This is a genomic window from Cytobacillus sp. GQ23, assembly GCF_059758675.1.
The window spans coordinates 156217-176647 of record NZ_JCAXER010000001.1; the positions used below are offsets into that span (position 1 = coordinate 156217).

Annotated in this window: 18 protein-coding genes; 17 read left to right on the plus strand and 1 reads right to left on the minus strand. The window is 43.8% G+C overall.

The genetic code is table 11. The annotated features are described in order from the left end of the window. Window positions 1-100 precede the first annotated feature (100 nt). The 17 genes from AC6CHU_RS00825 to AC6CHU_RS00905 all read left to right on the plus strand — a co-directional run bounded on the left by AC6CHU_RS00825 (window position 101) and on the right by AC6CHU_RS00905 (window position 18495). The gene (locus tag AC6CHU_RS00825) at window positions 101-919 is read left to right on the plus strand and encodes an alpha/beta fold hydrolase (RefSeq protein ID WP_159867588.1); all 819 of its coding nucleotides are present in this window, start codon (window positions 101-103) and stop codon (window positions 917-919) included. A gap of 65 nt (window positions 920-984) precedes the next feature. Next, on the plus strand, window positions 985-1767 hold the full coding sequence (locus AC6CHU_RS00830; protein WP_159867591.1) for an IclR family transcriptional regulator: 783 nt from the start codon (window positions 985-987) through the stop codon (window positions 1765-1767). A gap of 275 nt (window positions 1768-2042) precedes the next feature. Next, the gene (locus AC6CHU_RS00835) at window positions 2043-3320 is read left to right on the plus strand and encodes an MFS transporter (RefSeq protein ID WP_498119643.1); all 1278 of its coding nucleotides are present in this window, start codon (window positions 2043-2045) and stop codon (window positions 3318-3320) included. 145 nt (window positions 3321-3465) lie between these two features. Further along, window positions 3466-4002, plus strand: a complete 537-nt coding sequence (locus tag AC6CHU_RS00840; protein ID WP_159867597.1) for a cupin domain-containing protein — start codon at window positions 3466-3468, stop codon at window positions 4000-4002. A gap of 127 nt (window positions 4003-4129) precedes the next feature. Continuing rightward, complete coding sequence (locus tag AC6CHU_RS00845) at window positions 4130-5044, plus strand: VOC family protein (protein ID WP_498119645.1); 915 nt, start codon at window positions 4130-4132, stop codon at window positions 5042-5044. A gap of 23 nt (window positions 5045-5067) precedes the next feature. After that, the gene (locus AC6CHU_RS00850) at window positions 5068-5859 is read left to right on the plus strand and encodes an SDR family oxidoreductase (protein ID WP_498119647.1); all 792 of its coding nucleotides are present in this window, start codon (window positions 5068-5070) and stop codon (window positions 5857-5859) included. 27 nt (window positions 5860-5886) lie between these two features. After that, window positions 5887-7608 (plus strand): thiamine pyrophosphate-binding protein, encoded by a 1722-nt coding sequence (locus AC6CHU_RS00855; protein WP_498119649.1) that lies wholly within the window; start codon window positions 5887-5889, stop codon window positions 7606-7608. A 14-nt stretch (window positions 7609-7622) separates the two neighbouring features. Beyond that, window positions 7623-9068 carry an aldehyde dehydrogenase family protein gene (locus AC6CHU_RS00860; RefSeq protein WP_498119651.1) on the plus strand — a complete coding sequence of 482 codons (1446 nt, stop codon included), beginning with the start codon at window positions 7623-7625 and terminating at the stop codon, window positions 9066-9068. Between the two features lie 12 nt (window positions 9069-9080). Next, the gene (nadX, locus tag AC6CHU_RS00865) at window positions 9081-9863 is read left to right on the plus strand and encodes an aspartate dehydrogenase (RefSeq protein ID WP_251284257.1); all 783 of its coding nucleotides are present in this window, start codon (window positions 9081-9083) and stop codon (window positions 9861-9863) included. A 94-nt stretch (window positions 9864-9957) separates the two neighbouring features. Further along, window positions 9958-11265, plus strand: coding sequence for an aromatic ring-hydroxylating dioxygenase subunit alpha (locus AC6CHU_RS00870; RefSeq protein ID WP_498119653.1), 1308 nt, complete (start codon window positions 9958-9960; stop codon window positions 11263-11265). Window positions 11266-11302: 37 nt separating this feature from the next. Then, the gene (locus AC6CHU_RS00875) at window positions 11303-11812 is read left to right on the plus strand and encodes an aromatic-ring-hydroxylating dioxygenase subunit beta (protein WP_498119655.1); all 510 of its coding nucleotides are present in this window, start codon (window positions 11303-11305) and stop codon (window positions 11810-11812) included. Window positions 11813-11827: 15 nt separating this feature from the next. Continuing rightward, window positions 11828-12613: an SDR family NAD(P)-dependent oxidoreductase gene (locus AC6CHU_RS00880; protein WP_498119657.1), complete on the plus strand. Its 786-nt coding sequence runs from the start codon at window positions 11828-11830 to the stop codon at window positions 12611-12613. 29 nt (window positions 12614-12642) lie between these two features. Further along, window positions 12643-13605 (plus strand): VOC family protein, encoded by a 963-nt coding sequence (locus tag AC6CHU_RS00885; RefSeq protein ID WP_159867620.1) that lies wholly within the window; start codon window positions 12643-12645, stop codon window positions 13603-13605. Between the two features lie 327 nt (window positions 13606-13932). Beyond that, window positions 13933-14697, plus strand: a complete 765-nt coding sequence (locus AC6CHU_RS00890) for an alpha/beta hydrolase (protein ID WP_159867622.1) — start codon at window positions 13933-13935, stop codon at window positions 14695-14697. A gap of 116 nt (window positions 14698-14813) precedes the next feature. Next, a complete protein-coding gene (locus AC6CHU_RS00895; protein WP_498119659.1) occupies window positions 14814-16430 on the plus strand; it encodes an ABC1 kinase family protein in 1617 nt (538 codons plus the stop codon). Window positions 16431-16531: 101 nt separating this feature from the next. Next, entirely contained in the window at window positions 16532-17500 is a 969-nt protein-coding gene (locus AC6CHU_RS00900) for a bile acid:sodium symporter family protein (protein WP_498119846.1), read from the plus strand. A gap of 542 nt (window positions 17501-18042) precedes the next feature. Then, a complete protein-coding gene (locus tag AC6CHU_RS00905; protein WP_159867626.1) occupies window positions 18043-18495 on the plus strand; it encodes a S1 domain-containing RNA-binding protein in 453 nt (150 codons plus the stop codon). Between the two features lie 95 nt (window positions 18496-18590). Here AC6CHU_RS00905 and AC6CHU_RS00910 read toward each other — a convergent pair whose 3' ends face one another. Beyond that, the gene (locus AC6CHU_RS00910) at window positions 18591-20264 is read right to left on the minus strand and encodes a ribonuclease J (protein ID WP_251284262.1); all 1674 of its coding nucleotides are present in this window, start codon (window positions 20262-20264) and stop codon (window positions 18591-18593) included. Between the last annotated feature and the right edge of the window lie 167 nt (window positions 20265-20431).

A 20431-nucleotide genomic window follows, 5' to 3' on the forward strand; every position in this document is an offset into this window, starting at 1 on the left:
TTTTTCGATTATTCTGTTGACTATTCCAGAATTTGTTTTATGATAAGGGTAACCGAAACGATGTTTTACTTACAAAACAAACATATGTGGAGGTAATAAAATGCCCTATATTAATGTTAATGATTTAACTATCCATTATCAAGCAGAAGGAAATGGTGAACCGCTGGTTATTCTTCATGGGCTGGGAAACAATTCACAATCCTGGAAGAATCAGCTGGAAGGGCTTAGTAAGGAATTTACTGTTATTGCCTGGGATGCGCCCGGCTATGGAAAAAGTTCAGATCCCAAGGTGGAATTTACACAGTTCAGCCAATTTGCTGAGGTGTTGAAGGGTTTTATTGACGGTTTGCAGTATAAAACGGTTAATCTTTTAGGCCATTCAATGGGTTCAGCCATTGCTCTGGATTTCTGCAGCCGATATCCTGCCAGGGTGAACAGGCTAATAATAGCCGATCCCACACGCGGTGCAGCGGGGCAGAGCCATGAGGAAAACGAAAGAAAGCTGAGGAATCGATTACATAATATTGATACTTTGCATCCGAAGGAATTGGCCCAATTAAGAGTAAAAGAACTTCTTGCTCCTAACCCGAATCCGGAAGTAAAGCGGGAGGCAGAACGGATCATGTCCCAGGTCAGGCCGATGGGTTATCGCTCTGTTGCCTTTTCTCTTTCAAATTTAAATCAAATGGATATTTTACCTTCCATTTCTGTTCCTGCCCTTGTTATTTGCGGGGCATTGGATAAAGTGACTCCTGTAAGCGAATCAGAAATATTCCATCAGTATATCCCTAATTCCATTCTGAAAACCATTCCCAAAACAGGGCATTTATGCTATCAGGAGGATCCGGACTATTTTAATGCTCTTATTTTGAATTTCCTTAAAGGGGCATACAAAAAAGAAGAACTGGCAGAAAGGTAACCATAGAGAAATATTACTTGTTTCTAACGTGGTTTTTGTAAAAAAGTAAATAGGGGGTGACCTGTATGGCTAAAGAGGAGAAAGAGCGATATAACGCCAATGCCCTGGTACGGGGGCTGGAAATCCTAAAGCTCTTTAATGAAGACCGTCCAACACTGTCATTGGTTGAAATTGCAAAAGAATTGAATGTAAGCCGAACAGTTCCGTATCGATTATTATATACTCTCCAATCACTTGGTTATCTTGACCAGGACGAAAATTCAAAAAGATATAGTTTAACGCCCCAGGTATTAGAATTGGGCTTTTCCTATTTAAGTACGCTAAAACTTCCTGAAATTGCCCAGCCATATTTGGAAACATTAAGAGATGAAACAGGGGCTTCCTGCCATTTATCTATTTTGGATGGGCATGAAGTGGTGTATGTTGGCAGTGCTCCTGTCAGAGGAGTATCCGCTATAAATGTCAATATCGGATTGAGGCTTCCCGCTCATGCAACAGCAAATGGAAAATTGCTGCTTGCCTATCAGTCACAGGAAAAGCTGAAGCAGCTTTTTTATGGATCTGAATTGAAGCCTTATACTGATCGGACCAAAACATCCCTGGCAGATTTTCAAAATGAAGTTGAAATCATCAGAAGAAATGGATACTCGATTACAAAAGGAGAGCTTCACCATGGGATTCAGTCAGTAGCGGCACCTATATTTGATAAAACTGGCAATATCATGGCGGCGATTAATGTTGTAGCAACAGAGACAACATTCCATGATGAGTTTATTGAACAAGTAGCACTCCCTAAAGTGCTTGAGATTTCGAAAAAGTTATCAGGATATATGGGATATCATCTATAAATAAAAGAATGATTAAAAGCTTGCACCTGCTGCAAGCTTTTTTGTTTTGTATATAAAACACTATTTAGCAAACAAAACAAATTTAAAAATATCATTGACTCAATTTTCGAAAAACTTTACACTATTACTAAGTGGTAAACGTTGTTTTGTATATAAAACATAGAATGACTGAAGGGAGGGCAAAATCTACCACTCAAAAGAGATATTTTTATAAAGTATAATGTTTGAATAATGCATTTGAAAGCGATTTCATTAATCTTGAAAGGGGATCACAAATGCTGAAAGGGAACAAAAGATGGCTGTATATTGCAGTGCCTATATTCTTTTTCTGGTTTTTTGGACAAATTGATAAACTGGGAATCTCGGTTATTCAAACGGATCCCGGCTTCCTTAGTGATCTGGGGCTTACTGGGGCAGACAGAAATGCCAAAATTGGCTTAATAACTTTTATCTTTACAATCTCCTATGCGGTTTCAAACATTTTTTGGGGCTTTATTATTGATAAGGCAGGTCCTCGGAAAACAGCTGTATTCGGGCTGCTCATTTGGACTGCGACTATGATTGCAGGCGGTTTGGCAACATCTTATGAGATGTTTTTAATCAGCAGGGTCATTCTTGGATTCGGTGAAGGAATGATGATTCCGGTTTGCGGAAAATTCATTTCCAATTGGTTTAACCAGCGGGAGCTTGGCCGGGCACAGTCTACCTGGCTTGCGGGCAATTATTTCGGACCTGCCTGCGGGGCTGTTATTTTGACTTTAGTTCTTGCCACTTTCCATTGGGAAGCTGCGTTTTTCTTCCTGGCTGCTTTTAATCTATTTATTGTTATTCCTATGTTTTGGTTTCTTACGCGGGATACTCCTGAAGAGCATTATGCCATTGATCAAGAAGAGCTTGCGTATATCCGCAAGTCTGATGGCACTAAAAAACCAAAGAAAAGCTTTGCGCAGGACTACCGCTATTGGATCGTTTGGTTTGGGATGTTAATGTCATCGTTTTTGTTTTTCGGAATCAGCATTTGGCTGCCTACTTATCTCGTTGAGGCGAAGGGATTCTCAAGAGAGGCAATGACAGGGATTACTTCATTATCCTGGCTTTTTGCTCTGGGCTTTGTATTATCCTGCGGATTTTTGGCAGACAAAACGAGACGACCAAGCCTGCTGGCCACGATTCTCTTCAGTTTAACGGCAGTCTTCTTAACGGCAGCTATCCTTGCACCACATCCGGTGCTGGCTGGCATTTGTATGGGACTCGCGATGGGAACTCAGGGCGGGGTCTTCCATTTAAGCAATTTGTTTATCGTTAAATTTTCGACTCCTGAAACAGCGGGGCGTGCTGCCGGTCTTATGGGATTCACCAACATATTGGGCGGTTTCTCAAGCTATATCATGGGCTGGATGAGAGACCTTGCAGGCGGGGATTTTGGCCCGTCTATCGTTATGCTTATTATCGCAGCAAGCTTTGGTTTCATCGCTTATATATTCACAATCAAAAAAGAAGCGGCAGAGCTTCGGATTGAGCACATTCCTCCAAAGAGTAAAGTAATCGTTTAATAGTTTTATATTTGAAACGAAGTTTTAATAATTTAATTTTTCTCAATATTTATAATTGACATATTAAATATTGGGATTTATTATTAACCTGTAAGTAAAACATTGTTTTGTATATAAAACATAAAAAGTTTAGGAGTGATAGGATATGTCAGCAGAAAAATTTGATGTGCAGGCTTTCGAAAAGAAATATGTAGCAAGGCTGCAAGATCGTACACTGGATTGGAATGTTCTTAAATTTCAGGAGGAAGTTGATCCAAAGTACAAAAGGGCGCAAATGAGGTATATCGGACGCGGAGCTACTGCGAATAATGATTCAAATGTGATTGCAGCGGAGCATTTCACACTGAGCACAATGGTGCTTCCAGCCGGATGTGTTGGGCCCCTTCATCTTCACGATGATGTGGAGGAAGTGTTCTTTATCCTTAAAGGGAGTGTAAAGGCTCTTATTCAGGAAGAAGGGAAGGACGAAGTACATGAAATTCGCCTGAATGAGCGTGATTGCATCAGCTCACCTCCGGGAGTGTACCGCGGCATTCATAACGATGGCGATGAAGAAGCGTTAATGCTGGTTATGCTTGGAGCAGTAAAGCCAAATCTTCCTACATATCCGAAAGGAAGTGCTCTTGAAGAGCTGCGCATTCAGCGTGCGAAAGAGAGAGAAGCTATCATCAACGGAAAATAATCGTTTCTCGCAAACTGGCATTCTGACCGGGATGATCCGCTGCATATAAGCCGGGTCATCCCGGTTCCTTTAACAAAAAACGTTCATCGCGGAGAATTGAAAATCTATTAATTTGGAGGTGCATGGGATGTTAGGTATAACGCACTTGAGGCACATCAGTCTCATTACTCCAGTTCTTGAGGAGCAGGCTGAATTTTACGAGAAGATTTGGGGACTTGATAAGGTATCCGAAAATAAGGATTCTGTCTATTTCAGAGGTGCAGGTTCAGAGAATCATATTTTACATTTGAAGCGGGGAGAAAAAGCGGGGCTTCACCATATTGCATTTGGTATGGTAGATAAGAACGCTGTTGACAGGGCTGCGGAGATTTTGGCTTCCAAGGGTATCCCGATTATTTCACCGCCGGGCTATTTAGATGAAGAAGGCAAAGGGTACGGACTGCGCTTTGCTGATCCGGAAAACCGCTGCATTGAACTTTCGGCATGGGTGGAAATGCACACGACAATCTGGAATAAGAAAAATGTGGATCCGGTAAAGCTCAATCATGTTGTCATGAATACGGCAGACCTTGATATGATCACAGACTTCTATACTAATATTCTAGGATTTAAGGTAACGGACTGGAGTGAACATCAAATGTCGTTCCTCCGCTGCAACAGGATGCATCATTCAATAGCTTTCAATCAGGACCAGCATGCATCAGTCAATCATATCGCTTATGAGGTAGATACAGTGGACGAAGTGATGCGTGGGATTTCAAATGTCAGGAAAGCAGGTTATCAGGAGCTTTGGGGGCCTGGGCGCCATGGACCGGGGAATAACATCTTCTGTTACTTTCAGGATCCTGCCAAATTTGTCATGGAATACACGTGTTATCTGGAAACCATTGAAGATGAAGAGGAATGGGTGGCCCGAGTATGGAAAAGGGTTCCGCACCTGATGGATCAATGGGGAATAGCCGGACCTCCAAAACCGGAAGCACGTGCAGCGATGGGCGGAAAGCCTGATCCAGGATGGGTTAACGTGAATGCATTAACCTAAAGTGATTTGAAAGGGGTATTGTGATGGACTTTGGTTTAAAAGGAAAAACAGCAGTCATAATGGGCGGGACCTCTGGTGTAGGCCTCAAAACAGCAGAAATGTTCCTTCAAGAAGGTGCAAACGTTGCGGTATGCGGCAGAAATGAAGAGAGGAAGGATAAAGCATTTGACCATTTATTGCAATTCGGATCCCGGGAATCTATCTTTGCCGCCACCTGTGATGTAACAAATAAAGGGGATGTGAATCGTTTTGTCGATTCGGCAGCATCCCGGCTTGAAGGTATTGATATTTTAATTAACGCAGCCGGACAAAGTGTTATGGGCCATTTCTTCGATATTACAGATGAACAATGGCAGGAGCAGATTCAGTTAAAATATTTTGCCATTATCCATGCGGTACGTGCTGTCCATCCATATTTAGTGAAGCGCGGAGGCGGAAGGATCATCAATATTAATGCGACGCTCGCAAAGGAACCTGAAAGACATATGGTTGCTACGGCTGCAACAAGGGCAGGTCTATTAAACTTAAGTAAAACGCTTTCCCAAGAGCTTGCATCAGATAATATCCTGGTCAATTCCGTAAGTCTTGGACTAATCCGCACTGACCAGTGGGAACGCAGACGGATGAAAAACGCACCTGATATGGATGCCGAGGAATATTACAAAGATCTTGCAGCAAAACGGAAGATCCCGCTGGGCAGGGTTGGAGAAGCAGAAGAAGTAGCAGGTGTCATTCTCTTTTTAGCCTCAAAGCAGGCAAGTTATGTTTCAGGATCTACCATTGAAACAGCTGGAGCGCTGGGGAAAGCGCTTTAATTTAAAGTAAAGGCAGGAATGATCAGGATGAGCCAACAGGAACAAATGGTAATGGCACCGATAAAAGCAAGTGAACAAATGGACTTTACTGCAGCAGATGCAGTTGTGAAGGAACTTGTCCGTGCTGGGGTTGAGGTGGCATTTGGGATTGTCAGCATCCATAATATGCCGATTTATGATGCCATCCTCCGTGATGGAAGTATTCATCTCGTATGCTCCCGCGGGGAGAGCGGTGCGGCAAATATGGCAGATGGTTATGCCCGTGCAACAGGGAAATTGGGAGTGGTCATCACGAGTACAGGGACAGGTGCAGGAAACGCAGCTGGTTCCTTGATTGAGTCCTGGGCAGCGGGAGTTCCGGTTCTTCATATAACAGGCGAGGTTGCAGCTCCCTATTTGGGAACAGGACGTGGCTATATTCATGAGTGTAAAGACCAGCTGTCTATCATGGAGGGCTCTTGCAAAAAAGCCATGCGGCTAAGAATGCCTGAACAGGCATCAGCCGTTATCAGGCAAGCGATTAAAGAAGCATCCGCTGCACCGTCGGGCCCTGTTTCAGTAGAAATCCCAATCGATTTCCAATCAGCGATCATACCGGATTATTCGTTGGAAGAGGTGCATGCATCAGTACAGGAAAACAGCTCCATAGCGTATCTTCCTAAAGAGGCTATTGCGAGGATCAGCGAGGCCCGCCGCCCGGTCATTTGGGCGGGAGGGGGCGTCATTAGCTCAGGGGCTTCCAAAGAAGTGCAGGAGCTGGCCGAAAGAATCGGGGCAGCGGTTATTACGAGCCAATCAGGCAAGGGCAGCATTCCGGAGGATCACCCTCAATGCATTGGCCACTTTGCCTCATTTGAATTAACAAAAGAGTTAGTGAAGCAATCGGATCTCCTGATCAGCATTGGGGTCAGATTTAGAGGAAATGAAACGTCCAACTGGAAAATAGAAGTTCCTGAGAATCATATCAGCATTGATGCCGATCTGCAGGCAATGAACAGAAATTATGCTGCCGCCATCGGTCTGGCAGGTGATGCTAAGCTTATTTTAAGAAAAATTAATGAAGAATTGGCAAAGGATGCAGTATCGCCTTCTGAAGAATATTTGGAAGAAGTCCTTTCAGTAAGGAAAGAACTGCGTCTGCAGCTGCGGGCAACGCTTGGTCCATATGAGAAAATAGCTGATGCTATGCGGAACATGCTCCCTAGGGATACTGTATTGGTGCGTGATGTTACGGTACAGGCAAACGTCTGGGGCAGCCGGTTATTTGAAATTTATCAGCCGCGTACATCCATTCATGCTTCAGGCGGTGGAATTGGGCAAGGATTGCCGACTGCAATCGGAGCACAAATGGGATGTAAGGATAAACAAGTAGTTTTATTAGCTGGAGATGGCGGCTTTATGGTCAATGTAGGGGAAATGGCAACGGCCGTACAGGAAAGCCTTCCAATAATCGTCATCCTGTTTGATGATGCAGGATATGGTGTCCTCCGAAATATTCAGGAAGCCGCCTATGGACGGCAGGTTGCGGTCGATTTACATAGCCCCGATTTTGTTTTGCTGGCTCAGTCCATGGGATTTGATTCTGCAAAAATCGGTTCTCCGGAAGAATTTGAATCGGAGCTTGTGAAGGCAATAGACAGGAGAAAACCATCCATGATCGTAGTGGATATGGAAGCAGTCGGGCCAATGGCGAAACCATTTGGAGGGCCTCCTGGCGCGGCGGAAGCGTTCAAACCGAAAAAGTTGTAAGGGAGTGATTTATAGTGATTTCGACGTATCCATTTGTTTCAGGAAAATATTTAGTGGCTGGTGAGTGGATCCAGTCAGAAAATACTGCCCATGTCCTTAATCCCGCTGATCACCAGGAAATTGTGGGAGAAGTGGCTTTGTGTTCTGAAGATCAGGTTGAAACCGCCATTTCTGCTGCAGCAAAGGCCTTCAATACCTGGTCGGGAAGTGAGATTGAGGACCGGGCAAACCGGATGAAGCAGGCTGCCGACGAAATTAGAGCAAGTATCGAAGAGAACGTTACTTTGCTGATCCGGGAGAATGGAAAGGTGCTGGTTGAAGCGAAAAAGGACCTTCTTCGCTGTGTCGATATTATGAAGGAAGCAGCCGATGAGCTGCTGGAATGGTGGAAGCCTGAATCCATTCCCGGTTCACAGAAGGTCCAGATCCGCAAGCGTCCCCGCGGGGTAACAGCGGTGATTTCTCCATGGAACTCGCCAATAATTCTTACCTTTAAGCGGGTGATCCCGGCTGTTCTTGCCGGAAACACAGTCGTCGTAAAGCCGGCGACGAGCTGTCCGCTGACGATTATGTCCTTCCTCAAAATAGCAGCTTCCTATTTTCCTGACGGAGTCATTAATATTGTGACCGGTTCAGGAGGGGTGATTGGCAATAAGCTTTGCTCAGATCCGCGAATCCGGACGGTTGCATTTGTCGGCAGTACGAAGACCGGGAAAGAAATCATGCGGGCTGCTTCAGGCACAGTGAAAAAGGTGTATATGGAGCTTGGCGGGAATGATGCGGCTATTATCCTCAAGGATGCCAATCTGGATGAAGGTGCAATAAAACGTCTGCGTTTTGGTGTTCTTCGGGCAGCAGGCCAGGTGTGCTCAGCCATTAAAAGGATCTATGTCCATGAATCACGATACGGAGAGCTGGTAGAAAAGCTAAGAAAAGAATTTCAGCATATTAAGGTTGGAAACGGCATTCAGCCGGATGCCGAGATGGGACCTTTGAACAATAAATCTCAGTACGACTATGTGAATGGCCTGATCGAGCGTGCCAGAAAATCCGGAGCTACTGTCATCACAGGTGGGATTCAGCTCGATCCGGAGTCCTGGGATAAAGGCTATTTCATACTTCCTGCCATTATTACCGGTGTGGATCAGCAAAGTGAAATTGTCCGCGTTGAACAGTTCGGACCTGTCATTCCGATCCTTCCATTTAAAGAGGATGAGGAAGCCATCACCCTTGCAAATGACAGCGAATTTGGATTAAGGGCTTCTGTATGGACAGAAGATGAAACGAAAGCAATTGAATTGGCAGACCGATTAGAAGCAGGTGCTGTTTTTCATAATAATCATACTGTCTTTCAGGATCTCCATCTGGACTTCCCAGGCTTAAAGGAAAGCGGACTTTCACGTGAAACGCGGCATTGCGGCCTGGAGTTTTTTGCAGATTCCTATGGCTTTGCCAATTAGGAGGATACCGAAATGAAAATAGCCTTAATAGGAGGCGGGAATATAGGCAGGTTCCTGCTGCAAAGCATTAATAAAGACTGCTTAATCCCTAATGCGAAAATTATAGGCCTTCATACCCGCTGCCTGGAAAAAGCAAAGGATCTATCACGGGAGTTTAAAACAGAAATCTTTTCAGACGTGGAATCCCTATTAAAATCAGATGCCGACCTGGTAATTGAAGCAGCAACTGTTGAAGCTGTGGAAGAGTATGCTGCTTCCATTTTGCTTTCCGGCAAAGATCTGGTCCTCAGCAGTGTCGGGGCACTGGCAGACCGGGAATTTTATCATTGCCTTGAAGAGATCTGCCTTTTAAATCATACGAAAATCCATTTGCCATCAGGGGCAATTGGCGGCCTGGATGTACTAAAAGCAGCTAAATCGATTGGGGAACTGAAGTCTGTCTCCATTATCACCAGGAAGCCTCCACACGCACTTCCTGGTGCCCCTCTTGATGAGGAAAAGGTGCTTTTTGAGGGATCTGCGGCCGAAGCTATTCGATTGTTCCCAAGGAATATCAATGTTTCCATCATCTTGTCTCTTGCGGGATTAGGTGCCGAAAATACCGGAGTAAAAATCATATCCGACCCGGCAGTCATGAAAAATAGCCATACGATTGAGGCAGCAGGTTCTTTTGGAAAGCTATCGCTTCAAGTCGAAAATGACCCGATGCCTGACAATCCAAAGACAAGCTACCTGGCAGCCCTAAGCATTCTGGCTTCACTGAAAAATAGGGAAGAAATAATCCGGGTTGGATGAGATGTGAGCCTGGTGAAAAAGCAGGAAGAGAATCGTTTATTCTTTTCCTCTCTCCTTGGAGAAGCTTATTTTAAGACGAAGGGGGAATTTACATATGATCAAAACGACAACCAGAAATGTAGAAGAAATGACCCAAAATGAAACCATCGACTACTTAAATGAAACAGTACAGCCTGAGGCCGGCTCCATTCCTGCCTTTATCCTGGCAGATCCTAAAATCTATGATATTGAGCATAAAAAGGTGTTTATGAAAACCTGGCTTTTTATTGGCCATGAATCGGAAATCCCCAATAAAAATGATTATATGTTAAGAGATTTGGCAGGGTACTCGATTATTATTACAAGAGATTCAGAGAATGAAATCCGCGGCTTTTACAATATGTGCACACACCGGGGGATGAAATTATGCCGTGCTGATAAAGGAAATAAATCCTCATTTGTATGCCCCTATCATGGCTTTAATTTTAAAAACAATGGTGATCTTATTGGGGTCCCTCTGCAAAAGGATATCTACGGAACTGACCTGGATAAGTCCAAATTGGGACTTCACAAAATAAGAATTGAATCGTATAAAGGCCTTATTTTTGGAACCTGGAATGAAGAAGCCGAGTCACTTTCAGATTTCCTCGGGGATTTCAAATGGTATCTGGACATTTTAGCCGGGCGTGCTGAAATGGAAGTCGTCGGCCCTCCGCAACGATTTATCATCCATTCAAACTGGAAGGTGGGAGCGGATAACTTTGTCGGCGATTCCTACCACACAATGGTCACACATGGATCCATTGCAAAATTGGGCATGGTGCCAAGTGCGACCTATTCGAAAAAGGGGTACCAAATCCACACAATAAACGGGCATGGTTTAAATTTGGGCACTCCTAACCCTGACTTCGCATTCCCGGAAGAACTAAAAGCTGAATATAAATCCAATTTAACAGATGAACAATATGATGTGCTGGCCAATTTGAAAAATATGATCGGAAACATCTTTCCAAACCTGAGCTTCCTCATTTCGCATACAAAAGTGAAAGGGCAGCTGATTTCGAATACAACTGTTCGGATGTGGAGTCCGATTGGTCCTGACAAAATGGAGGTAATTGCCTGGTTCCTGGTAGAGAAAAATGCGGCAGAGGACTGGAAGAAGCGTTCAAGGGATTCTTTCATTTTAACGTTCAGCCCATCAGGCATTTTTGAACAGGATGATACAGAAGTTTTTACTGATATAACTGCTGCCGCATCAGGCCACATGCCTGTTATGAAAGAGCTTGTCTACAATTATACGATGGGCTTGCACCGTGAACCGGTCACTGATTTCAGCGGTCCTGGTGTTGTCTATGATGATAAGTTTTCCGAAGCAAATCAGCGGAACTTCTATCGCTGCTGGCTCGATCTCATGAATGCTTAAGTAAACAGGAATGATGCCTGAAATGGGGGAATACAGAATGAGTTTAGAGAAAATGCTCGCAACCTATGAATTTGAACAATGGCTCTACAGGGAAGCTGAACTTCTTGATGATATAGATTTTGACGGCTGGTTTAGCCTAATGCATTCATCCCTGATTTATCAAATGCCTGTACGTGTCAATAAAGAAGGCACTGAAAGGCCGGATTATGAGGCAGATATGTTTTCTTTTAATGATGATATAGAGCTGCTGAGTCTGAGAGTCGAACGGTTAAAAACGGATTATGCCTGGGCGGAAATTCCTCCTTCCCGTACCCGCCGCTATGTAAGCAATGTCAGATTGATAGACTATATCCCGAATGAAAAAGCATCTGTAAAGAGTTATCTGCTAATCTATCGCAGCCGCAGTACAGACATCCATCATGACCTGATTTCAGGAGAACGGCGTGATGAATTTATATATGAAGATGGGGTCTGGAAATTATCCAAGAGGGTTTTCATTGTCGATCAGACGACACTTAATACGAGAAATCTAGCTATTTTTGTATAAGGAGGAGCATCCAGTATGGCACGGCTTAGCGGAAAATCAGTCTATTTAACCGGTGGCACCTCCGGCATCGGCAAGGCGGTTACTGAGAGTTTTATACGAGAAGGAGCCTTTGTAACGGTGCTGGATAAGTCAGCAGCCGGCCTTGAGCAATTGAAAAAGGAATTCGGGGATCATGTTCTATGCATGGAAGGGGACGTCACTGTATATGAGGATCACCTTCACGCTGTGGAAGCTGCTGTGGAGGCGGCGGGGAAACTGGATGTGTTCGTTGCCAATGCCGGCGTATTCGACGGGTTTGCCAAATTTAGTGAAGTAACACCAGAGGCCATGTCAGCTGCCTATGACCTGTTATTCAATATTAATGTCAAAGGCTATTTTAATGGGGCAAAAGCTTCAATGGCTGAATTAAAAAAAACAAATGGAAATATAATCTTTACGGTTTCCGGAGCCGGCTTTTACCCGGACGGGGGCGGAGTCTGGTATACAGCCAGCAAGCATGCGCAAATTGGCTTAATGCGCCAGCTTGCCTTTGAATTAGCCCCGGATATCCGGGTGAACGCAGTTGCCCCTGGCGGCACATTGACCGCCCTTAATGTCATCCATCCGCTTAAGCCGTTTGTGAAAGCAGTCGATCAGGATACGAAAGCGAAAAGCATTAAATCCCGGAATCCCCTTCGCATTGCCATGACAAGTGAAGACCATGTGGGAGCATATGTATTGCTGGCTTCAGATCAATCCCGGGCCATAACTGGCGAAGTGATTTCCAGTGATGGAGGACTTGCTGTACGGGGACTATCATGAAGGAGAAGCGTTATTTAGGAGGTGTACTTATGGCAAATAGTAAAACCGCTAAAGAGCCGTTAGCAGGAAATCAGGCGATTAACCAGCTGGCATTTGTTGTTCGGGACATTGAAGAGGCATGTGAGGCTTTTTCGGGATTACTGGGAGTTCCCAAGCCAGAATGGTTTTTAACAGGTGATCAGGAAGTATCAAAGGTAATTTACCGCGGAAAGCCTACTGCATCAAGAAGCAAATTAGCATTTCTAAATACACCAACTGTTCAATTTGAATTGATTGAACCAAATGAGGAACCAGGCACGATGCGGGAGTTTTTGGATAGAGCTGGAGAAGGCATACACCATATTGCCTTTGATGTGGAATCCATCAGCGAGCGGATGCCATTTTTTGAGGAAAGCGGGTACCCATTACTGCAAAGCGGAGAATTTACTTCGAGTGAAGGCAGATATATTTATGCAGATACCTTGAATGACTGCAAGCTATTGGTTGAGCTTCTGGAAAGCTCTGAGGGAAGAAATACTGCAGCTGCCCCTGAATTACTCAGTCCATTGCTTGGAACAAATAAAGTCGAGCAGCTGGCAATCGTCGTAAAAGATCTGGAGGCAGCTGCAGAAGCTTACTGTAAGCTTCTCGGTGCCGATATGCCGCCCATAATACAATCAGGCCCAAGTGAAACGGCACAGGTTATGTTCAGGGGCCAGCCAACAGAAGGTTCATCAAGATATATGTTCATCAATACACCGCTTATTCAAATTGAATTAATCGAACCGGGGGATTCACCAAGTACTTGGCAGGAGCATCTGGAAACATACGGGGAGGGTGTCCATCATATTTCTTTTGTAGTTGATAATCTGGATGAGAAAATCAGATTGATGGAAGGAATGGGATATCCAGTCATTCAAACTGGCAACTTTTATAATGGGAACGGCAAATATGCCTATATGGATACAGCATCAACTTTCAAGGTGATTATTGAATTGCTTGAAAGATATTAAGCTATGAATGAACGGGTGCACGTGAAAGTGCAGCCGTTTTTTGGGGGTGGCTCAAAATATGGATGATTGTTGGAGTTATTGGGATTAACTATTATACTTTTCATTTTTTTGGCTGTTTTTGCGAAGTTTGTTGCTATTTTTATTATTTTTACTGAGCGGATAGCAGGGAGTATTTGAATTCTGTTTGTCTGCAGCATTCTGTTTAAGACTGCTTAGTTCTAACCGCTGCATATAGTTATAAAACAGTTCTTTGAATAAATACAAGTTGACAGGTCGGAATAGTAGGTAATATAATGTGAATAATTAATTCTGAGGGAGGAACAGATTATGACTGAACATTATCCTGTTTTGGACGGTGCAGAATCATTCTACTATGAAGGCAATGAAATCGGGATTCTGATCACACATGGTTTTCTGGGAACTCCCCAGAGTGTACGGTTTTTGGGGGAGTCATTTGCCAAGCTTGGCTATACGGTCTATGCTCCAAGGCTTAAAGGCCACGGCACGCATTATAAGGATATAGAAAATACCACTCATGAGGATTGGTTTGCGGAAGCAGAAAAGGGTTATCTATTCCTAAAAGAAAGATGCACATCTGTTTTTGCTGCAGGCCAATCCATGGGCGGTGCCCTGACTCTTTGGCTGGCAAATAAATATCCTGAAATTGCAGGTATTGCACTAATGAATGCCGCACTAAGGGTTCCATGCTATGAATATTTAAAAGGAAAAACAAATCCAAGATACCTGGATGAAGGGGCACCGGATATAAAAAAAGAGGGAGTAGAGGAAATTACGTACGGGAAAGTTCCTATCCGCTCCATCTTTGAATTGCAGAATGTCATGGAAAATACACCAGACTTACTGCCGTCCATTAAAACACCTGTAATAGGCTTTAAATCATTAGAGGATCATGTTGTGCCTGCAGAGTGTACGGATTTTATTCTGGATAATATTGGCTCCATGGAAAAGAAAGCTGTATCCCTCTATAACTCCTATCATGTGGCATCTATGGACCATGATAAGGAAGAGATTGTGAACATCATCCATCAGTATATCCGGCAAAATATCGCAAGCAGCTTGTCCTTTGTGTAGGGCGGGCTGTTTTCTTATGTCATGAAACTTATTAATCATGATATCGTATAAAAGGAGATTCAGCCTATTATGCAGAATAAGACAGTACATTTAACATGGGGAAGAAGATGATCGAAATGAATACGAGAAGTAAATGGCTCCGCATGTACAAAGTTTTTTCGCTGGCACTTCTCATTATCTTTCAAATTTACTGGTTTAAATGGACACGGAAATCAGAAGCAGAGTGGGAAAAATTATGGTCTGGCATCGGCAGAAAATGCCGGGCAACACTTTTTGAATTGGAAGGGCTGCTGATTAAGATTGGCCAGTTCATCAGCATTCGTTCTGATTTGCTTCCAAATGCGTTCATTCAGGAGCTTCAAGACCTGACGGATAAAGTACCTTCATCGGAATGGAGCGAAATCCAGAGTATTTTAAACGAAGAATGGGAAAGCGGCCTTTCTAAAAGGGTGGTAGCGATTGAAAAAGAAGCCATAGCTTCCGCTTCAATTGGAGAGGTATATAAAGGCGCTCTGCAGGATGGCACAATTATCGCCATTAAAGTGCAGCGTCCCAATATACAGTCCATTGTTCATATCGACTTCAGAATTTTAAGTATTCTTGTTTGGTTCGCGGATCGATTTGCCCCTATTCCTAAGGGATTCATTAATTTAAAAGTCCTTTTTCAGGAGCTTAAGCAGGTAATTGAACGGGAGCTGGATTTTACAAAGGAAAAGGATACCCTGCTGTATTTTAAGGAGCGATTTAAAGACAGTGAGATGGTGAAAATTCCGGACGTGCATCAGGAGCTTTGCACCCCAAAAGTGCTTGTCATGGAATGGGTGGAGGGGAAAAGACTCAATGATTTGGCAGCGATTGAAAACCTGGAGATATCCCGCGAGGATCTGGCACGCCGTTTGATGAAGCTCTTCCTGCCGCAATGGCTGGAGCCTGGTATGTTTCATGCCGATCCCCATCCAGGGAATGTGCAGTTCACAAGGGATGGGAGGATCATTCTTCTTGATTTCGGCATGGCTGGTGAAATTTCAAAAAAAGATGCCGTATCTTTTCAAAAATTAATAGAATCCATTCTCGCAAAAAATTACAGTAAAGCAGTTGAAAGTTTTTCAGAGCTGGGATTTCTTCTGCCGGAAGCGAATGCGGGAACAATGGAGAATCTGCTTTCAGACTGGATGGCATTTGATCTCTCTCAAGTAAAAGAGCTGGATATAGTGGCACTTAAGCTTGAACTTAACGATCTGATTGCTGCTCTTCCGATCCAGGTGCCAACCCGCTTTGTTTTTCTGGGCAGGTCATTTATGACTATAGAAGGGATTGTTCGCCAACTGGCAGGGGAAGATGATCTTCTTGAGCTTGGAAAACCTGTTTTTATGGAATGGCTGAGTTCACAGGGGAATAGGTGGTCCTTTATTTGGAACATTATTCAGTCCCAGCCTTTCTTTAAAATTTTCCATTCAGCAGCGGAGTTCCTGGAAACACCGCGTAAATTGGAAAAACTGCATGAGGCCGGGCAAAGAAGGGAGTTTCAGTTTATAATCTATGAAAATCGGAAAAGACAGCTTTTTCAGCTATTCTTGCTAGGTTTAGCAGGGGCAGGATTTGGTGTTTATACAGAAGAAATGCTAATCACACAGTTTTCTGCAGGTATAGCTGCCATTGCGCTTTTTGGGTATGGAGTGAACAGCTGGAGACTGGGAAAATGGCTGAAATATATGCCGGAAAAACGGAGATAAGAGGAAAGAGCCGATTTTGGCTCTTTTTCACTTTTGATATCCGGATTATGTTAAAATGTATAGTTATCTTAGTAATTAATCAGAAAAGGAGAGTACTCAGTGTGCTGATTCAAATCAATAAACAGCTGGAGAAAATGATGCCATTGATTACTCCAATAAGCGTCGTTCTTGGTGTTATGCTGGCAGGTTATATAAAGGATTATGCCTTTATCATTCCATGGGTTTTTGCATTTATGACGTTTTCGGGCAGTCTGAACTCGAGTTTTGGCAGTTTAAAGGAAATCATTCATCATCCAAAGCCGCTTTTTCTCATTTTGATCTTGCTTCATATTCTGATGCCTCTATTTGCCTGGAGTACTGGTACACTTGCGTTCGGTGATGATTCGTTCACCATTACCGGTCTGGTATTGGCTATGACCATCCCGACTGGCATATCAAGCTTTATTTGGGTATCCATATATCGCGGCAATATTCCGCTGACATTGTCCATTATTCTGGTAGATACCTTTCTGTCACCATTTATTGTACCGCTTACTTTATCGGTATTTTTTCAGAAATCTGTTCAGATTGATACTGTGCCAATGATGGCTGGTTTATTCGGGATGATTGTTCTGCCTTCTTTTCTTGGCATGCTCTTCAATCAATTTGCAGGAAGAACCGCTCAAGCACTAAGCAGCCGTCTTTCACCTTTTTCAAAGCTTGGCATGGCCATTGTGGTTATGCTCAATAGTGCTATAGTTGCCCCGTATCTTAAGGAGGTAAACCTTAAATTAATCTTCATCGCGATTATTGTATTATGTGTGGCATTTATGGGCTATCTGATATCATTTATTATCGCAAATTTACTGAAGTACGATCAAGGCACAACTGTGTCTGTTACGTTTAATGGCGGGATGAGGAATATAAGTGTTGGCTCTGTTCTGGCAGTCACTTATTTTCCGGCACCTGTTGCCGTGCCTGTAGTCATCGGCATACTATTTCAGCAGGTATTAGCGTCACTGTATGGGGTAATTATGAAGCGGCATTTCAGCAGGAAGGTTCTGCAGGAAGGGCATACTAGTAAGATTTAAGAGGTATTTTTGCAGATTAGCAGCAGAACGCACGCAAGATGCAGCTATCTGCACAAAAAAAGCGTTATGTGCACATATCTCTTTTTTCTGCACACAAAAAAGGGCTATGCGCACACAAATATTGTTATCTGCACACAAAAAAGGGCTATGCGCACACAAATATTGTTATCCGCACACAAAAAGGGCTATGCGCACATAAATATTGTTATCCGCACACAAAAAAGAGCTATGCGCACATAAATATTGTTATCCGCACACAAAAAAGAGCTATGCGCACATAAATATTGTTATCCGCACACAAAAAAGGGCTATACGCACATAAAAACACGTTATCCGCACACAAAAAATTTTTTTGATATAAAAGAGGGGATTTCGTTAGCACAATGGCCCAAAATGCAGTAAATTACATCAAAATCACTTAAAAACAGGGTTGAAACCCGCTTATTCCGGGTAGAATATCGGTGGTATATTGCCGGCATTGAAATTATCTTAAAAAAAAGTTATAATAAGACGTTGTTAACACTACCGAGGGGGAAGTTTTTTTGTCAATCGAAATTGGAAGCAAGGTACAAGGAAAAGTAACAGGTATTACAAATTTCGGAGCTTTTGTTGAGCTGCCAGGCGGCACAACAGGTCTTGTTCACATTAGTGAGGTAGCGGACAGCTATGTTAAAGATGTGAATGACCATTTAAAAGTTGGCGATGAAGTAACTGTTAAAGTGCTTAGTGAGAAGGAAGGCAAAATTGCCCTGTCCATCAAAAAAGCAGTGGACAGACCGGAAGGCCAATCTTCATATTCTCAGCGCCCACCGCGCCAGGGAAGAGATGATCGCCGTGGCGGTTCCAGAGATTTCCGTTCAAAAGGAAACTTTAAGCCGAAGGAAAGCTTTGAAGACAAAATGGCAAAATTCTTAAAATCAAGCGAAGAAAATATTTCTTCATTGAAGCGCAATACTGAAGGAAAGCGGGGCGGCCGAGGCGGACGCCGCGGCTAAGCAGCCCTTTAGATAATGGGAAACTCCAATCTGAAGGAACTGATTCGAGTTATCCTGTGATAAAGGCAAGCCGATCAAGGCTTGCCTCTTTTCGTTTAAATTTCAATTATGATTGGCAGGATCATTGGTTTGCGCTTTGTTTTTTCAAATAAGAACTGTCCAAGTGATTTTTTGATGCTCTGCTTGATGACATTCCACTGGCTTTTATCCTGTTCTGGTAGATCGTTGACGGTCTTTTCCGCAATCCTGTTGATATCTCTCAGCAGGTCTTCTGATTCCCGTGCGTATATGAAGCCTCTGGAGATCGTATCCGGCTTTGATATCATTTTGCGTTCACTCTTGCTCATGGTCAGCACGATCACAAGCATGCCATCCTCGGAAAGCTGCTTCCTGTCGCGGAGCACGATGCTGCCAATGTCTCCGACACCCACACCATCCACATACGTATCGCCTGCAGGCACCCGCCTTGTCTGGCGCGCTTCGCCGTCGGCAATATCAACGACATCCCCATTTTTTATGATAAAAGTGTTCCCTTCCTCAACACCGATCGATTCAGCAAGCAATTTATGATGATGAAGCATTCTGTATTCACCGTGAATGGGAATAAAGTATTTCGGCTTCATCAATGTAAGCATTAGCTTCAAATCCTCCTGGTAGCCGTGGCCGGACACATGCATTCCGGTAGAACTGCCTGAACCGTAAATCACTCTCGCGCCCAGTTTAAACAGGTTGTCAATGATTTTAGAGACATCGCGTTCGTTCCCTGGGATCGGGGAGGCAGCCAGAATGACGGTATCCTCAGGATGAATTTCAGCGTCACGGTAATTTCCGGAAGAAAGGCGCGAGAGGGCAGCCATTGGCTCACCCTGGCTGCCTGTACAAAGGATGCATATCTTGTCAGGAGCCAGATGCATGGCTTCTTTCGGATTAATAATCATTCCCTCGGGCACGGTCAGATATCCGCGTTCGATCGCCACTTCCACCACATTCACCATGCTCCGGCCGAGCAGGACAAGCTTTCGGTTCGCTTTGATGGCTGCAGCCACCACCTGCTGGACACGGCTCACATTGGAAGCGAATGTTGAGATGATGATTTTGCGTGGGGCTTTCATAAATGCTTCCTCAATGTTCTCTCCGACAATATGCTCCGTTGGCGAAAATCCGGACCGCTCAGCATTCGTGCTTTCTGAAAGAAGGGCAAGAACTCCTTCCCGGCCGATTTCAGCCATCCTGTGGATATCAGCATGCTCCTGATTAACTGGGGTCAAATCAAATTTAAAATCACCCGTATGAACAACCTTTCCCTCTGGTGTATTAAACACAATTCCCAGACAATCCGGGATGCTGTGATTCACCTTGAAAAAGCTGGCGCCTATTTCACCAAAATCAAGGCGGGTATCAGCGTCAATGGTGATCAGCTCTGACTCACGCAACAGGCGATGCTCCGTTAATTTTAATTCAATCAGCCCGAGTGTAAATCTCGTTGCATAGACCGGCATATTGATTTTTTTGAGAAGATAGGCAACTCCTCCGATATGATCCTCATGTCCATGCGTCACAATCAGACCTCGTATTTTCTCTCTGTTTTCCTCTAGGTATGTAATATCCGGAATGATTAAATCTATCCCCAACAGGGTCTCATCAGGAAATTTTCCTCCGGCATCTATTACAATCAAATCGTTATCGTATTGAATCACATACATGTTTTTCCCAATTTCATTAATGCCGCCAAGAGAAAATATGGATAACTGCTTACCGTTTGACTCCATATGCAGATCCTCCCACATTTAGATTTCTCCTCTTAGCATTCCCATTTGAATGTGTGAAATGTAGAAGAGCAAGAAAAAAAATAGCGCAAAAGCGGTGACAAAAGACTTAACCAATCCCATAAAAAAGCTTTAGTCCTTTAAAGTAGCTCTATTACTGGAATTGGCCC